Genomic DNA, 16,246 nt, shown 5'->3' with positions numbered 1-16,246 from the left:
GTTGAGGAGGATCAAGTAAATTATAAAAATCTAATTGAATAAAATATAATTGAAAAAAATCTAATGAATGTGTGAGGTTTTTCTTTAGCTGCTGATTTTTATGGTAATTAATGTTATTTCTAACTAGTAGCTATTATGTAAGGTGGTTTTTTAGTGATTTTGAAACAAGATTGAGATCACAATTTTGATATTTGACTATATCTAAAGTGATAGATGAAGGTTGCATAGGGGTAAATTGTTAGGGTGTGTTTAATATGCACTGCAGTAAATACAGTGCATATTGAGTGCGATGATGAAGTATCGCCTAAATCTAAATAACGTAGATGAGCTAATTGCCTATTATGGCTGTTGACGAGTTGGTGCTAACACAATTTCTCGCACACAAACATTTTGTGGCATTTCATAAGCAAAGACGGCTGTTTCTGCAATATGTTCAGCAGCTAATACACCGCCCATCACTTCTTTCCAATCTGCGTAGCCATCTTTAATGTCTTGGCTAGTGGTATGGCTGAGCAATTCAGTTTCGACAGCGCCTGGTGCAATCGTCACCATACGCACATCGTCCATTGCCACTTCTTCACGGATGTTTTCAGTGAGGGCATGAACAGCGAATTTAGTCGCACAATAAGCTGCGTGATTAGGGAAAGTTTTACGACCCGCAACTGAGCTAACGTTAATGATAGTGCCTGTTTTGCGTGCCTTCATATCTGCAAGGACGCAGTGGATACCATTTAAAACACCCATCACGTTAACGTTGAGCATTTGGCTCCACTCTGCTGGATTTTGCACATCGGCTTGACCTAATAACATCACGCCAGCGTTATTAATCAAGCAACCTACAGGGCCATACTGTGCTTCTGCACTAGCAATAGCAGCCTTCATTGCTGTCGCATCGGTCACATCGACACTGATGCTTAAGCTATTTTCAAGTTTAAGCGCTTCCATTTTTTCTACACGACGAGCAAGTAATAAAAGTGGGTGGCCTTTAGCGCTAAATGCTTTAGCCATCGCTGCGCCAATACCTGAAGATGCACCAGTAATTACGATAAGTTGTTTCATGATTTTGACCTCTGTTTGTAAGTTGTGAGAATTATAGAGAAAGACTTATTGGTGATATATAATCAATAAAGAACATAATTGTTTACATATGACCTCTAATGGAGAGTGAGTTGAATAGTGATATAAATTTAGTCGATATCCGCGCGTTTGTTGTTATTGCTGAGTTGGGTAACTTTACTCAAGCTGCTGAAGCCTTGGGCTGTTCTCGATCCCATATATCTAAGCAATTACTTAGTTTGGAGACGTTTTTAGGGGTGACCTTAATTGTCAGAACGACACGCACTCAACGTTTAACTGACCAAGGTGAGAGTTTTTTACTGCAATGTCAGCAAGCGTTACATCAAATAGAGCAAGCTGTCAGTATGACGGTGGATAGTGCTGAACGTCTCAAGGGGAATATTTATATTAACTGTGTTGGGGGCTTTTTAGGCGAAGAAATCGTTGTTGCATTAGTGAATGACTTTATTCAATTATATCCTGATATCACCATAGATTTAGATTTCAGCAGTCAGCGAGTCGATCTGATTGAAGATCATTTTGACGTGGTGTTTAGAATGGGGGAGTTGGCAGACTCTGGGCTTATTGCACGTAAGTTAATGGATATTAAAAACTGCACGTTAGCATCTCCAAATTATTTAGCTCAGCATGCGATACCTGCGCATCCTACCTTGCTTAATCGACATACTTGTATTGTGGGATCAATAAACCATTGGCGTTTCGCCCATAAAACCAATACTCACGAAAGTGTAGAAGTGGCGATAAAAGGAAGTTTCAGGTGTAAAAATGGTAGAGCAATGAAACTCAGTGCATTAGCTGGCAATGGCATAGTGAGGCTACCTTATTTGTATTGCGCTGAAGAAATAAGTCAGCACCAATTAGTCGAAGTATTTCAAGATTGGCATATTCCCGATACACCGTTTTATGTGCTCTATCATAAAGACAAATTTCAACCTGAGCGATTGAAAAAATTTATTCAATTCACCTTAGATAACTTTAAAAGTTATCTACCTGATTTATAGGAAAACTTAAGAATAGCATGCCAAAATAGATTAACATTTTTACATTATTTTTGATTGTTTAAACATTTATCTGCCGATTTCTACTATGTTTATTAAACAATAATAATTGGGAATGATGGATGCAAAAAAGACTAGCGCTAGCTTTCTGTTTACTTGTGTTTGCCAGCAATGTGCAAGCCAGCGGGCTTTATTTTGAAGCGCGAAGTGACAGTATGGGCGGCACTGGTATAGCTGCATCAAATCGTATTGGCGCAAGCTTTATTAATCCTGCTTTACTTTCCATTCTCACTCCCCATTCAAGTTATAGTGCTGCTGAGATAAAAAAAGCACAACAGTTCTCTTTGCTGCTTCCTGTTGTGGGGGCTGAAGGCGCCGATAGCGATAACATGATTGATAAATTCGACTCTTTGCAGGACTCTTATGATGGGCTGGAGGCGGCAATTAATTCGGGTGATAGCAGTGATGTTGAAGGTTATCGAGATGACTTAGTTATTGACTTGGAATCATTAAAAGGCAATCGCGCCGAGTTATCAGCTGGGATCGGCGCTGCGATTGTTATTCCTAATGAACGTATGCCAATGGCCGTGTTTTATAAGAGTTATCTCGATGCTGTTGGTATTGCTGATATAGCACAGTCGGATATAGATACATTAAATACATTAGATCCTCTTAACCCTCCAGCTGATATTACTGATTTAGATTCTCAAGGTGTTGTACTTGCTGGTGGGGTGACAGATTTTGGTGTGGCGTTAAGTTTTCCGTTATCGATTGTGAACATGCCAGTAAGAGTGGGGATTTCACCTAAGTTTCAACGTATCGACACTTATCATTATTCAGTGAACGCCAATAATTTCGATGCCGATGATTTTGATGATGATAAGTACCGCAATAATGAGAACGTATTTAACCTTGATATCGGGGTCGCTTTTGAGCCATTAGATGCCCTTACTATCGGTTTATCAGCACGTAATTTATTCAGTAAAACTATCAAAACAGTGGAAGCCCAAGGGCGTGAATTTCATTATCAAGTGGAGCCATTAATTACTGCTGGCGCAGCATATGATTGGACATCGATAATCTTAACCACAGATATTGATCTCGTTGAACATAGCCGATTTAAAGAGTTTGATGCCGTTCAGTATTGGCGTATGGGAGGGGAGTTTAAAGCAACAGACTGGTTGTCGCTTCGTATGGGCTACCGTCATGATTTGAAAGATAACAGTGTCGATATCTACTCATTTGGTACTGGCTTTGCCATTGGTCAAGCATTCAAGCTTGATATGAGTGGTAGCTATGGTGAAGATGACGCCATTGGGGCAGTACTGCAAACCTCTTATCACTTTTAGGCTGACTTGGTGTAGATTCGCTTCGAAGCAATCTATCCTATTTCTAGTGCATACCTAGTGCATACCTAGTGCATGCCTAATGAGTTACCTCTCAGCCACTTTTATCCTGCCGACAATTCAATTAATGACTTTATCGTCAACACTAAGGCACTTAAGCCGCACAATACCAATGTGGCTGTGCGCGTTTTTTGTTTATCCACTTTGTTGCTGAGTTTGCCCGCGACAAAACTGCCTAAAAATACTGATGGTAAGAGCATTAAAGACAACCAAACATGCTTCATTTCAACTAAGCCAACGATGAATAAAATGATCATTGCGATCATAGAGCTGAATACAAAGAAAATCGATAATGCCGCGCGAAATTGCGGTGCATCTTTTCCGGCTAATAAAATAGCCAACGGCGGGCCACCAATAGCGGCAATATTACCGAAAACCCCAGAAAGAATCCCAGCGATAAATAGCGTGAAGCGATTGACTGGTGCGGTGATTTTATAAAAACTTAGAATGACAGCACTGGCAACAATAAAGGCAATAGCCAGACCTAATATGGATTGCGGCGCAAAGACCAGTAATGCTGCGCCAAGAAAGCCGCCAGGTACACGGCCAATGAGTGCATATTGAAGTCCGTTGAATTGCAGGGATGTGCGCTCACGTAATAAAGTAAGCAAAGCGATTGAAAAACCGCAAGCAATAACAGGGGCAGGTACAAGTTGGGGATCAATAATATACAGCAATGGGCTAGCAACAACAGCTAAGCCAAAACCAATAAGCCCTTGAGTGAGTGCACCGAGAAATATAATAGCCGATGCCAGCATCAAGGTTTGCGGATCGATAAATGCCATAGTGTTCTCTTTGAGTGCAAATTTGACTCAAGTATTGTCATACTGCGAAGAGGAAGGGGAGCTTATCAATGAAGGCTTACACCGTAATGTAAGCACAAAATTGATTTATTATCACACTTGCCAGCCAGCTTGAAAGCATACTGACAATAGACTTAGTCGTCTAAGTCTTCCCACTCAATACCCATTTGATCCATTAGTGCTTTTGCTTCACTTGGAATGCTATCAGGGCCTTCTTTAGATAAGTCATCATCATTTGGTAGAGGCTGGCCAGTGTACGCATGTAAAAAGGCTTCACACAAAAGTTCACTGTTGGTTGCATGACGCAAGTTATTTACCTGACGGCGAGTACGTTCATCGGTTAGCACTTTTAGTACTTTTAAAGGAATCGATACCGTGATTTTTTTAACTTGTTCATTTTTTTTGCCATGTTCGGCATATGGGCTGATATAGTCGCCATTCCATTCAGTCATTAACTCACCTTTATACGATAGATTCGTGGCAGATTTTAACTGCTTATTTATTACAGTCAAATTATTGCTGTTATTCTATAACGAATGCAAATAGATTTCTTTATGTTTAGACGTCTAAACGTCTAATTTGTGTTGACGATCTGATTTAGCTTAGGTACATTTAGCCATCTAGACATCTCTATCGTGTATTATTCATGAGTGTGTCAATCTTCAGGAGATTATTATGACCAAACATCGCGCTGCTACACTTGCCGTTCGCCAAGGTATCGAATCCGATACTCAATATGGCGCAGTAGTCCCGCCGATTTATCTTTCGACTAACTACTCGTTTGATGGACACACAAACCCAAGAGAATTCGACTACAGCCGCTCTGGTAACCCAACCCGTTGCGTTTTAGGTGAGGCAATAGCCAAACTTGAAAATGGTGCTACAGGTGTTGTGACATGTACCGGTATGGCAGCGATTACTTTAGTGACTAGCTTGCTTGGTCCTGAAGATTTATTAGTTGTACCACATGATTGTTATGGTGGCAGTTATCGACTGTTCACTAATCTTGCCAACAAAGGTCAATTTAAATTAATCGTAGTTGATCAAACTGATGATAAAGCACTGGCAGATGCGATTGCGCAAAAGCCTAAAATGGTTTGGTTAGAAACTCCGTCTAATCCGTTATTACGTGTTGTTGATATCAAAGCGATTGTGGCTGCGAGCCATAAAGTGGATGCTTTAGTTGTTGTTGATAACACCTTTCTTTCGCCTATCTTGCAACAACCGCTAGAGCTGGGCGCTGATATTGTGATGCACTCGACCACTAAATACATCAATGGTCATAGTGATGTGGTTGGCGGCGCTGTCGTGGCTAAAGATGCTGAACTTGGTGAGCTATTACATTGGTGGTCAAACACTTTAGGTCTGACAGGTTCAGCCTTTGATAGCTACCTAACTTTGCGCGGCATTCGTACATTGGCTGTACGTATTCGTGAGCATCAAACCAATGCACAACGAGTGATTGAAGTCCTTCAAGCCAGTGATGTTGTCGAAAAAGTATATTACCCAGGGTTAAAAGACCACCCAGGTCACGATATTGCCGCTAAACAGCAAAAAGGCTTTGGCGCTATGTTAAGTTTTGAACTTAAAGGTGGCGAAGCTGAAGTCGTCGCTTTCTTAGAAGCCTTATCAATATTCAGTGTTGCTGAAAGCTTAGGCGGAGTGGAAAGCTTAGTTGCCGTACCTGCGACAATGACACACAGAGCAATGGTGCCAGAAGCCCGTTATGAAGCTGGTATTAAAGATACATTGCTGAGATTATCAGTCGGTATTGAAGATGCTGAAGATTTGATTACTGATATCCAAGCTGGTTTAGCTGCAGTTGCTGAGCTTTAAGCTAATAAATTAGATTGTCATAAGTTAAGTCAGTAAGATTTTATTGTTGCCATATTCAGTACATATGGCAGCGCAAAAAGTGGTTTAAGGAGTTACAAATGACCCGCAGTCATTTACATAAGTTTGGTGGTTCAAGTTTAGCGGATGCTGATTGCTATCGCCGCGTCGCCCATATTTTGCTTACTCATGGAAACTGTGATGATTTAGTCGTTGTGTCTGCTGCGGGTAAAAGTACTAACTTTTTGTATAAGTTATTATCGCTTCGTGAAACAGGTGAATTGTGGCAAGAAGAGCTGCAAGTACTTGTGAGTTATCAACAAAACCTCATTGAACAACTTCTTTCAAATGAACAAGCTCGTGATTTACGTGAACGATTATCTACTGATAAGTCTCAACTTATCAGCTTACTATCTCTTGAGCAGCGAAATGAGTTCCAACTTAATCATGTCCTGAGTTTTGGCGAACGTTGGTCAGCTAGACTCATGGCTGCTTTGTTACGTGAATCTGGCGTGGCGGCAATTAATGTTGATGCGTGTTCTATTCTTGTGGCAGATGAAGGCGTAGTGCCAAACATTCGCATTGAAGAGTCACGTCAAAGAGTGCAAAAACTTCTTGAAGCACACCCTGATGAGCGTTTGGTTATTACCGGATTTATTTGCGCGAATCAACATAACGAAACCTTATTACTGGGCCGTAATGGCTCTGACTACAGCGCGACGTTAATTGCCAGCTTAGCGGACATTGAACGCGTGACAATTTGGACTGATGTAGAAGGGGTGTTTAATGCCGACCCTAATAAAATCAGTGATGCAAAGTTACTTAATAGCATGTCGCTTGCTGAAGCTGACCGCCTTGCGCATTTAGGCTCCCCTGTGCTTCACAGCCGCACACTACAGCCTCTGTTTGATACAAATGTCAGCTTAGCAGTGCGCTCAAGCTATGCATCACATACCGACTTTACCTTAATCGCGCCACAAAGCTCATCGGCAAGTGCGCCAGTGGTGACTAATCTAAACGAAGTGGTGCTGTTTCGGATTAAGCAGCAGTCACCAACACAAGACCTAATTGATTTACTCGCCCAGGAGGGGATTGCTCCTCTAGCCTACTGGACATCGGCGCATCATAAGGTCGAATTAGCTTTTACGCTTGAGAATCAAAAGCAAGTACATAGTTTAATTGAGTTACATGCCGAAACGCTGGCGATCACTGATATCTGTGTGAATAACGATTTAGGCCTAGTTGCTCTAGTAAGCGCCGATGCCGAACATTACCGTCGTAGTTTTGCGCGTTTATTAAGTCGTGATGCTAAACCTTTATATCAAGATGGATTAAGTCTTGTCACTTTAGTGCCTAAACCACAAGTGAATTTATTGACCCAAAAGGTCCACCGTCGCTGCGCAGGCCCGCGCATGCGAATTGGTGTTTTACTGTTAGGTGTCGGTAATATTGGTGAAGCATGGATCGATCTATTTCAACGCTCATCAGCATCATTAAACCGTGAACTAGAAGCGACAGTGCAACTAGTTGGTTTGTTGAGCTCGAAAGAGGCATTAATTTGTCCTCAAGGTATTGATATCAATAACTGGCAAGATGACTTTGATACCACAGCTAAAAAGTGGGATTACCCAAGTTTATTCGAACAGTTAGAACAGCTTGATTGCGATGAGTTAGTTGCATTAGATATCAGTGCTAGCGCGAGTTTAACACTGCAATACCCAGAGTTATTTGCACGCGGCATTCATATGGTGAGTGCAAACAAACTCGCCGGTTCTGGACCATTGCCGTTTTACCGTGAACTGAAACAACAGCTCAGTAATCGCCGCTTATTTTGGCGTTATAACGCCAGTTGTGGCGCAGGATTACCGATTCAACATGCATTAAATGACTTGCGTAATAGTGGTGACGCGATTGAAGCGGTTGGCGGTATATTCTCGGGTACATTATGTTGGCTGTTTGAACACTATGATGGGCAAAAATCATTTTCTGAATTAGTGATTGAAGCACGTGGATTAGGGATAACAGAGCCCGATCCTCGCGATGATCTTTCAGGTCGAGATATGCAGCGCAAGTTGTTAATTCTGGCACGTGAAATTGGTTTTGAAATTGAACTTGAAGATATTGTTCTAAACTCTTTAGTGCCAGAAACGCTAGCGGATTTATCTTTGGATGATTTCTTAGCACGCATCGGTGAGTTAGACCAAAGCATGTTGCAACAATTTACAGCGGCATCAGAGCAAAACAAAGTACTTCGCTATGTGGCATCACTCGATAAAGTCGATGGCAAGATGCACGCTGAAGTGGGCATTCAATGGGTTGATTCAAATCATCCTTATGCCAACTTAACCCCAGGCGACAATGTGTTTGTTATTCGCAGTGCATTTTATCAAGGCAACCCATTGATTATTCGAGGTCCAGGCGCGGGTAGAGAGGTCACTGCGGCAGCAGTGCAGTCTGACTTAGTTCAGATCTGTAAGGACCTACTGCAAGAGTAAATCGTGCTGTAGTTTAGTTTTACATTACTTATTAAAGGCTTATTCCTAAATGGGATAAGCCTTTTTTTCTAGCTAAATATTAGGGTTAGTCTATTAATTAGCATTCAATTAATTTGTACGAAAAACATTCTATTTAAGTGTGCCATTTTTGTTTATAGTGGTATTAAGTCGGAGATGGACTTCAATAAGAGGCTGATAAATGGATACAAAAAATCGTTTAAAAGATGACTGTTTGACGAGTGTAAATTCTGCCGTGTTGAGCAGTATCTTTTTATGCAGTGTTATGAGTTTTAGTGTGATGGCTAATATTCCTGACGAATCACCAAAGGAGTTATTGCAAACAGTGCCAGCAGCAGCTCAAGTTTGTCTAAGCTGTCACGGCGTAAATGGTGAAGGGCTCGGTGTTGTAGGGCCTCGTTTAGCGGGGTTATCCAGCGAGTATATTGCCGCACAAGTGAGTCATTTTCAGACTGGTTTTCGTCAAAATCCAACAATGATGGCTATGGCGATGACAGTCCAAGGCGATAACATCAAAGTGGTATCGGACTTTTTTGCTGCTAAACCAGTGGCTGAGATCAAGCTTCAGTATCGTGGTGATAAAGTGGTCATCGACGACATTGGCGAGAAACTAGCATATCAAGGGGATTGGCAACGGGATATTCCAGCTTGTACCAGTTGTCATGGCCCGTCTGGTATTGGCGCGGGTCAGTTTCCTCGTCTTGCCGGACAAGAACCTAATTACCTTAAGAATCAATTGTTGGCATGGCAGTCAGGAACCCGTAAAGGTGATGTTGACAATATGATGGGCAGCATAGCTAAAAAGCTCACCGCTGCAGAAATTGATGCGTTAACTCAATATTTTTCGGCTCAGAAATAAGGACATACGATGAAGCGATATTATTTTTCAGCGGCGGGTGTGTTATTTAGCATGAGCATATCGGCAGCAGAGTTACCTGATAGACAAGCACAACTTCCCTCAGTGGCGAAAGAGGCAAATGCGCAATACCTTATGCCAAGTCCATTATCCAGTATCCCTAAAGGCGAGTTCGGCGATAAAGTCAGAAAAGGCTATCAGTTATTTGTTAATAGTCAGCAAATGCGAGATACCTACGTTGGTAACGAACTAAACTGCGTGAATTGCCACATGAATGCGGGGAATAAAGCCAATGCATCACCATTGTGGGGTGCTTATATGGCGTATCCAGCTTATCGTAAGAAAAACGATAAAGTGAATAGCTTTGAAGAGCGAATTCAGGGCTGTTTTACCTATTCAATGAACGGTAAAGCGCCTGAATCTGGGAGTGAGCCTTTGGTGGCGATTTCAGCTTATTCATATTGGTTAGTGATGAGTGGATTGATGAATCAATTTGGCATTACTGGACCTGTGCCAGAAATGACTGATATTGAGTTGCTCAAAGGCGGAAATAGAGAGGATTTCCCTTTACCTGAAACTGTCACTTCAAAGCTCGATCAAAAGGAGCTGACTATGCTCCCTGGGCGTGGCTTTCCAAAGCTCGCAGCACCAGAGTTAGCCTATTCAGCTGAGCGAGGTGAAGCTGTTTACCAAGCTCATTGTCAGACTTGTCATGCTGATGATGGTCAAGGTTACAAAATGGCAAACGTGAGTGCTTTGCCACCGTTATGGGGGCCTCAGAGCTATAATTGGGGGGCAGGCATGCATCGAGTCAATACCGCAGCTAATTTCATTTATGAAAATATGCCATTAGGTAAAAGTATTCAGCTAACGGTTCAACAAGCTTGGGATGTAGCTGCATTTGTTAATGCCCATGAGCGTCCTCAAGATCCGAGATATAAAGGTAATGTCGCTGAGACTCAGGCAAAATATCATCAGCATGAAGGTTTTTATGGAAAACCCAGTGCAGTAGATCCCTCAGTGATATTAGGTTCTAAATCTTATCCTATCTTTCCTGCGTCTAAATAAGAAACATGGGTAATGAAACATGAGTAGGGAAACATATAATAAAGCCTGAATAAGGAAACATCCTTTAAAACTTCAATCATCTACGGTGCTTCGGCACCGATTTTTTGTTTTATACTGTGCAGCTACTGGCAGAAAACGAAACAGTTAGCTTTTAAACTTAACCCGTGAAAAATTAACTGAAGTCATATTCACGTGAAGTTAGGGTAACAAGGTATTTATAAGAGATGACAAAGAAAGAAGTTGTGCAGGTATATCGCCATCTTGAGTCTGACAAAAAACAACAAGTGGCTGAGCCATTAACGTGCCCAATATGCCTTAAAGAAAATAAGTGTGCTGTGACAGCGGGTTTATCAATAGAAAGTTGTTGGTGCTTAACTCAATCTGGCAAAGCAAAAATAGATCCTGAGTTATTAGCGGGACTATCTGGTAAAGCCTGTATCTGCCAAAGCTGTTATCAAAAGTTAACCCAATAACTAAATGAGATCTTATTTAAGTTGTGAGGCGAATTAGCATTGTTGAGTGCGAGCTTTACGCTGCGTTAATAATGATTGTTGATTTATTGTTAAATTCGCATGGTGATGTTGAAAGTGGTTGATATACTTAATTATCATCACATTAGGATCAACATCATGATAAAAAAAATACTCCTAGTTCTTGCTGTCATTATTGCTATTCCCTTCATTACCGCACTTTTCGTGAAACAAGACTACTTTGTCGAGCGCAGTATAGTGATTAATCAAGCTAATGAAACCGTATATGACTACGTTAAATACCTAAAAAATCAGAATGATTTTAGTAAGTGGGCACAGATGGACCCTAATATGGAAAAAACCTACAAGGGTAATGATGGCAGTGTAGGATTTGTGTCAGCGTGGGCCAGCAAAAACCCAGACGTGGGTGTTGGCGAGCAAGAAATTATTAAGATAATTCCCAATCAACGTATCGATTATGAGCTGCGATTTTTAAGTCCTTTCGAAGCCACATCGCCTGCATACATTAGCTTTAAACCCATTGATAGTAATCAAACTCAAGTTAATTGGGGGTTTAGTGGACATATGAATTACCCAATGAATTTAATGATGCTATTTATGGATTTTGAAACTGTGATTGGTAATGACTTACAACAAGGTTTGGATAATCTGAAAGTCATACTCGAAAACTAGTTAGATATTCTACTTCCCTCAAAGAACATGAGAAGGGAAATTATGTTATGACCCCCTAAAGGTGTAACACTCATTATAATGGTAAATATCTATGAATATGTGGGTGAACTGAATGAAAGCATAGTTCTTATAGGAACTGTCTTTTCTTTGCTGATTAAGATCGGGTAGGGGCGATATTGGTAAACTCATTTCTGCCCCAAGATTTGTTAGCAGCTTTAGTCAGCTAATGATTTCTAGGTTTGAATAAACATCTAAATCAAAGTCTAAATCAACGTCGTGGCGCTTCGCCCACACCAGAGCAAGAAGGGTGAAACTGCTCACCCCTCTTGCATCTCCCCAGCAGCCCCGGCGAAATTTTCTGAAAAGCGAAAGATTTCCAACGGGGGGATTGATCCAGCTTTAAACTTCGTTTGTTGATAGCTTCGGTCTTATTCGAAAATGCTAATGCTTCCGATGGTGCATCCCTGCACCGCGAAAGCTAGCCTGACGTCCTGTCAGGCTCACGCTATTTTCTCTGCGTTCTCAATTCAAATGGAGTCTTTTAAATGCAAGATCTACTAGCTTTAGCTCTTTACATTATCACCAATATAGTCAAATCGAAGAGACAATAAACCCAGTGTAGATGCGTTCAAGACCTTCGAAAACATGGATGTTTTCGCAGAGCCCACAGGGATGTGTTTACGGCGTGTCTTGGATGTATCTGCACATAAGCCTGCGGCAGGCAATGGATTAGATTGAAGTAATGGTCTTGAGTAACTAGCCCAATTTATATGAGGTATAAAATTGTTGCTCTTAAAACGTTTCTGTCCAGAAACGTGTTACATACCCATGTACGCATAAAAATCCTTTATAAATACCTCGTTACATGTCACGAGGTATTTATAAAATTATGAAGGCACTACAATATTAGTAGTGCCTTTTTTAGTATTTTAATCTAATCAATATGCTGATTTTATACAGTTAACGGCATATTTTTAGATGATTATCGTGTTGGTGTTTCCAATTTATGTGTAATGAAGGTAATCTGAATCCTCTTCTATTTGTGTCATGCCAATAGAAGCAATAGTTGCTGATAAACGCTTATGTGATGACAACAACTAAAAATAATGAAAATAACAATAAATACTTAACTCATTATGAGGTTTTCGATGGAACAAGTGACAGCGATTGTAAATACGATAAACGGCATAGTATGGGGCGTTCCCATGCTGGTGATGATTTTAGGAGTGGGATTATTTTTATCCATTGGATTGAAATTAATGCCAATCCTAAAATTAGGCACAGGCTTTAAATTATTATGGTCAGGACGTGATTCTTCTGATGATAAACATAAAGGTGAGATCAGCCCTTTTAATGCGTTAATGACCTCTCTTTCTGCCACAATTGGTACTGGTAATATTGCGGGTGTTGCGACCGCTATTTTCCTAGGTGGCCCAGGGGCACTGTTTTGGATGTGGTGTACTGCTTTAGTTGGGATGGCAACTAAGTTTGCTGAAGCTGTATTAGCGGTTAAGTTTCGCGAAAAAGACGGTAATGGTAATCATGTCGGTGGCCCGATGTATTACATTAAAAATGGTCTAGGCAGTAAGTGGGCTTGGTTAGGCACAGCATTCGCAGTATTAGGTTCTCTAGCAGGTTTTGGTATTGGTAATACAGTGCAGACCAACTCTGTTGCTGATGCTATGAGCAGTAACTTTGGCGTTCCTAATTGGGTTACTGGCGTAGTATTAATGGTATTAGTAGGTGCTGTATTGATGGGCGGTATTAAGCGTATTGCTGATGTTGCTGGCAAGCTGGTGCCGTTAATGACCTTATTTTATATCACTGCGGGTTTAGCTGTATTGGTGGTTTATGCTGACCAAGTTCCTGCGGCATTTCAATTAATTATCCACAGTGCATTTAACCCTGTTGCTGCGCAAGGTGGCTTTGCAGGTGCTGCAGTATGGGCTGCCATTCGTTTTGGTGTGGCGCGTGGTGTGTTTTCAAATGAAGCGGGTTTAGGTAGTGCGCCGATAGCCCATGCGGCTGCGCAAACTAATGAGCCTGTAAAACAAGGCTTAGTGGCGATGTTAGGTACATTCATTGATACCATCATTGTGTGTTCAATTACTGGATTAGCAATTATTGTCTCTGGCGCTTGGACGTCAGGTGAAACGGGCGCTGCACTAACATCATTTGCTTTTTCACATGCGCTGCCAATGGGTAACTATATTGTCGCTGTTGCACTTGCGGTATTCGCATTTACCACCATTTTAGGTTGGAGTTTTTACAGTGAAAAATGCATGCAGTATTTATTTGGTGACAAAGTGGTTAAGCCATTTAGATTAGTTTGGACTTTGGTTGTACCAATCGGCGCGGTCAGTTCACTTGAGTTTATCTGGCTACTTGCTGATACATTAAATGCAATGATGGCAATTCCAAACTTGATTGCACTGGCTCTATTAAGTCCTGTGGTATTTGCATTAACCCGAGAGTACTTCGCGAAACAAAAGGCTAAGGCTTTAGAAAGCTAATTAGCGATTAGAATTATTCAACACGGCATACACAGGGAGTGTATGCCTCTACAGACAAGGAAAACAAACAATGAAAATCTCAACCAAAATACTTCCTTTGAGTGTATTACTTACTGTTTCAATTGTTTTAGGTGGCTGTAACGGTATTTCGTTCAGAACCAATGCTGATGAATATATTACTTATCAAGGTGTTGCATCTACTGTGGACATTTATCAACCTAGTGAGCTGTATAATCATGATAATGAACCTCTTGGTGAAGTGATGACGACTTTTTGCGCTAATACTCAAGAGGCAATCGAATTTGGTGCTCCTAGTATCAATACACTACACAAAGAATTAAAAGTACAAACAAGAGAAAGAGGCGGAAATGCGCTCATCATTACTGACTGTGGCAAAGTGATTTATCCGGCTTGCTCTATTTATCTAGAGTGCAGTGGTCTTGCATACTTCTTAAAGTCTTAATATTAGGTTGGAGCCGAAGCCTGAAAAGAATTAGCGCTGATAGCGCTGCAATAGTTTATTCAGGCTAGAATAATTCATCATCTAGATTTTTACGTAATTCTGCTTGTTCTAAATAATCATCTAAACGACGTTTCACTTGTCTTTTCCGTTCAATAATCTCAGCTGAACGCTTATTTCTAGGCGTGACCATTGCTTCAATTTCTGTGTCATTGGGAATGGTTTCTGTAATATTGGCCATCGTTCTACCCTCTATATCATTCTTGACTAACGGTTTAGCGTGAGTCGTAACACCAGTGCTAAATGTAAAGGTAAACCTGCCCTGATTGTTCACAGGTTAGTTTGTGCCGGTAACGTCAATGTTGAATGGAACTGAAAATAGGACGGAAGAATGTCTGCGCTTACACCTCATCAGTCATATATTTTGAATGTAGCAGGTATTTAAATTTTTGCTTAATTGTAGAATCGAAAATTTTATTATTGCCATTAAAAACGCCACTCTGAATGAGTGGCGCTTTTAGTGCTTAACATGCTGTAATCATACGTCCTCAATTGAGAAAGTAATGTTTAAGCCTTATAAACCGAAGCTATATGAGTAACCTAAAACAATTTTAGCGTCATCTTCATCTAAGTCAGTATCTGATGCAGTGAATGACACTGTACCGTAATCTGTATCAGCGCTCAGTGACACATTATATTCAGAGTAGCTATCAGTATCGAACCAGCTCATGATGACATCACCATCAGAGTAGCCGTAATGAACGCCCAGAGACAATTTTTCAGTCAATGGGAACGTTAAGTTAGCTTGTGCATACATCATGTCCGCAGAGTCTAATGGCTCAGCAGCGATATCATCACCACCATTGACAGTGTGGGAGTATGAAACATCTAACCATTTCCATGCTAGACCAACTGTCACTTCACCAAAATCAACACTCCCTGGTGAATCTGGGTAAGCGTAGTAAAGGTAGTTGATATCATAGCTTAAGTCTTCAGTAATGTTACCACCGTAACCCGCATAGATATCTAGCTCGTAACTTGTGCCATCACCAAAATCGACATTTGAAGCCCAACCGCCAACATAAAAGCCAGAATCAGCAGCGTAATCAATGCCACCTTGCACAGCTGCGCCGTTATCAGTTTGGCTTACACCACGCCAAAGGTAATTTGATGTCGCTCCGATGTTACCTGTTACTTCTGCTAAAGCAGAACCACTGAGTAATAAACCTGTTGATAGCGCAATAGCTTTATATATCGATGTTTTCATTTTCATTCCCTCAAGTTTTTCTTATCACTGAACTTGTTGCTTAGTAATCGGGCAGCAATGTTCAATGTTGATTTTATCTGTATGAGGTATTGCTAATGGTGTGCCATGTTTGAAATTGCTACATTTTCAGATGTTTAGCTGTTTCTGCACCGACTTGTAGCAAAAATGTTGCATGGATATGAAGCAGGGTTGCACTTTTAGTGTGCAAGATTTGTGCGCTATTCCTGTACTTTAAACCTAGTTCTGTAGAAAAAAGGCATAAAAAAACCTCCCATGGGGAGGTTTTATA

At 41.0% G+C, this 16,246-nt stretch carries 15 protein-coding genes; 10 read left to right on the top strand and 5 right to left on the bottom strand.

Annotated elements, in window-relative coordinates; genetic code table 11:
* Positions 1–339 precede the first annotated feature (339 nt).
* Positions 340–1,059, bottom strand: coding sequence for an SDR family oxidoreductase (locus tag BCU84_RS03245; RefSeq protein ID WP_102526661.1), 720 nt, complete (start codon positions 1,057–1,059; stop codon positions 340–342).
* Between the two features lie 110 nt (positions 1,060–1,169).
* Between BCU84_RS03245 and BCU84_RS03240 the strand changes: the two genes are divergently transcribed.
* Together BCU84_RS03240 and BCU84_RS03235 are read left to right on the top strand one after the other, a co-directional pair.
* Positions 1,170–2,078, top strand: a complete 909-nt coding sequence (locus tag BCU84_RS03240) for a LysR family transcriptional regulator (protein WP_102526660.1) — start codon at positions 1,170–1,172, stop codon at positions 2,076–2,078.
* Between the two features lie 119 nt (positions 2,079–2,197).
* Entirely contained in the window at positions 2,198–3,424 is a 1,227-nt protein-coding gene (locus BCU84_RS03235) for a conjugal transfer protein TraF (RefSeq protein WP_102526659.1), read from the top strand.
* 101 nt (positions 3,425–3,525) lie between these two features.
* Here the strand turns inward: BCU84_RS03235 and BCU84_RS03230 are convergent, their stop codons facing one another.
* Both BCU84_RS03230 and metJ read right to left on the bottom strand, forming a co-directional pair.
* Positions 3,526–4,266 (bottom strand): sulfite exporter TauE/SafE family protein, encoded by a 741-nt coding sequence (locus BCU84_RS03230; RefSeq protein ID WP_102526658.1) that lies wholly within the window; start codon positions 4,264–4,266, stop codon positions 3,526–3,528.
* A 152-nt stretch (positions 4,267–4,418) separates the two neighbouring features.
* Positions 4,419–4,736, bottom strand: a complete 318-nt coding sequence (gene metJ, locus BCU84_RS03225) for a met regulon transcriptional regulator MetJ (protein WP_102526657.1) — start codon at positions 4,734–4,736, stop codon at positions 4,419–4,421.
* Between the two features lie 223 nt (positions 4,737–4,959).
* Between metJ and metB the strand changes: the two genes are divergently transcribed.
* The 8 genes from metB (at position 4,960) to BCU84_RS03185 (ending at position 14,693) form a co-directional block, all read left to right on the top strand.
* On the top strand, positions 4,960–6,120 hold the full coding sequence (metB, locus tag BCU84_RS03220) for a cystathionine gamma-synthase (protein ID WP_102526656.1): 1,161 nt from the start codon (positions 4,960–4,962) through the stop codon (positions 6,118–6,120).
* 98 nt (positions 6,121–6,218) lie between these two features.
* Positions 6,219–8,612 (top strand): bifunctional aspartate kinase/homoserine dehydrogenase II, encoded by a 2,394-nt coding sequence (locus tag BCU84_RS03215; protein ID WP_102526655.1) that lies wholly within the window; start codon positions 6,219–6,221, stop codon positions 8,610–8,612.
* A gap of 283 nt (positions 8,613–8,895) precedes the next feature.
* Positions 8,896–9,489, top strand: a complete 594-nt coding sequence (locus tag BCU84_RS03210; RefSeq protein WP_102526671.1) for a c-type cytochrome — start codon at positions 8,896–8,898, stop codon at positions 9,487–9,489.
* A 9-nt stretch (positions 9,490–9,498) separates the two neighbouring features.
* Positions 9,499–10,554 (top strand): c-type cytochrome, encoded by a 1,056-nt coding sequence (locus BCU84_RS03205; RefSeq protein ID WP_102526654.1) that lies wholly within the window; start codon positions 9,499–9,501, stop codon positions 10,552–10,554.
* A 224-nt stretch (positions 10,555–10,778) separates the two neighbouring features.
* The gene (locus BCU84_RS03200; protein ID WP_102526653.1) at positions 10,779–11,027 is read left to right on the top strand and encodes a cysteine-rich CWC family protein; all 249 of its coding nucleotides are present in this window, start codon (positions 10,779–10,781) and stop codon (positions 11,025–11,027) included.
* Positions 11,028–11,183: 156 nt separating this feature from the next.
* A complete protein-coding gene (locus BCU84_RS03195; RefSeq protein WP_102526652.1) occupies positions 11,184–11,717 on the top strand; it encodes an SRPBCC family protein in 534 nt (177 codons plus the stop codon).
* 1,148 nt (positions 11,718–12,865) lie between these two features.
* The gene (locus tag BCU84_RS03190) at positions 12,866–14,230 is read left to right on the top strand and encodes a sodium:alanine symporter family protein (protein WP_102526651.1); all 1,365 of its coding nucleotides are present in this window, start codon (positions 12,866–12,868) and stop codon (positions 14,228–14,230) included.
* 70 nt (positions 14,231–14,300) lie between these two features.
* Complete coding sequence (locus BCU84_RS03185; protein ID WP_102526650.1) at positions 14,301–14,693, top strand: hypothetical protein; 393 nt, start codon at positions 14,301–14,303, stop codon at positions 14,691–14,693.
* Positions 14,694–14,757: 64 nt separating this feature from the next.
* Here the strand turns inward: BCU84_RS03185 and BCU84_RS20790 are convergent, their stop codons facing one another.
* Both BCU84_RS20790 and BCU84_RS03180 read right to left on the bottom strand, forming a co-directional pair.
* Positions 14,758–14,931 (bottom strand): hypothetical protein, encoded by a 174-nt coding sequence (locus tag BCU84_RS20790; RefSeq protein WP_198589520.1) that lies wholly within the window; start codon positions 14,929–14,931, stop codon positions 14,758–14,760.
* Positions 14,932–15,264: 333 nt separating this feature from the next.
* Positions 15,265–15,957, bottom strand: coding sequence for a TorF family putative porin (locus tag BCU84_RS03180; RefSeq protein ID WP_102526649.1), 693 nt, complete (start codon positions 15,955–15,957; stop codon positions 15,265–15,267).
* Between the last annotated feature and the right edge of the window lie 289 nt (positions 15,958–16,246).

It is taken from the genome of Shewanella sp. 10N.286.51.B7 (assembly GCF_002873615.1).
GTDB classification, from domain to species: domain Bacteria; phylum Pseudomonadota; class Gammaproteobacteria; order Enterobacterales; family Shewanellaceae; genus Shewanella; species Shewanella electrodiphila.
The sequence above is the reverse complement of the archived record's forward strand: the minus strand, read 5'-3'. Positions and strand labels throughout refer to the sequence as shown.

Bases quoted from the DNA above. Each gene is read 5' to 3' on its own strand.
- BCU84_RS03245 (WP_102526661.1), bottom strand. From the start codon at position 1,059: ATGAAACAACTTATCGTAATTACTGGTGCATCTTCAGGTATTGGCGCA.
- BCU84_RS03235 (WP_102526659.1), top strand. From the start codon at position 2,198: ATGCAAAAAAGACTAGCGCTAGCTTTCTGTTTACTTGTGTTTGCCAGC.
- BCU84_RS03230 (WP_102526658.1), bottom strand. From the start codon at position 4,266: ATGGCATTTATCGATCCGCAAACCTTGATGCTGGCATCGGCTATTATA.
- metJ (WP_102526657.1), bottom strand. From the start codon at position 4,736: ATGACTGAATGGAATGGCGACTATATCAGCCCATATGCCGAACATGGC.
- metB (WP_102526656.1), top strand. From the start codon at position 4,960: ATGACCAAACATCGCGCTGCTACACTTGCCGTTCGCCAAGGTATCGAA.
- BCU84_RS03215 (WP_102526655.1), top strand. From the start codon at position 6,219: ATGACCCGCAGTCATTTACATAAGTTTGGTGGTTCAAGTTTAGCGGAT.
- BCU84_RS03210 (WP_102526671.1), top strand. From the start codon at position 8,896: ATGAGTTTTAGTGTGATGGCTAATATTCCTGACGAATCACCAAAGGAG.
- BCU84_RS03205 (WP_102526654.1), top strand. From the start codon at position 9,499: ATGAAGCGATATTATTTTTCAGCGGCGGGTGTGTTATTTAGCATGAGC.
- BCU84_RS03200 (WP_102526653.1), top strand. From the start codon at position 10,779: ATGACAAAGAAAGAAGTTGTGCAGGTATATCGCCATCTTGAGTCTGAC.
- BCU84_RS03195 (WP_102526652.1), top strand. From the start codon at position 11,184: ATGATAAAAAAAATACTCCTAGTTCTTGCTGTCATTATTGCTATTCCC.
- BCU84_RS03190 (WP_102526651.1), top strand. From the start codon at position 12,866: ATGGAACAAGTGACAGCGATTGTAAATACGATAAACGGCATAGTATGG.
- BCU84_RS03185 (WP_102526650.1), top strand. From the start codon at position 14,301: ATGAAAATCTCAACCAAAATACTTCCTTTGAGTGTATTACTTACTGTT.
- BCU84_RS20790 (WP_198589520.1), bottom strand. From the start codon at position 14,931: ATGGCCAATATTACAGAAACCATTCCCAATGACACAGAAATTGAAGCA.
- BCU84_RS03180 (WP_102526649.1), bottom strand. From the start codon at position 15,957: ATGAAAACATCGATATATAAAGCTATTGCGCTATCAACAGGTTTATTA.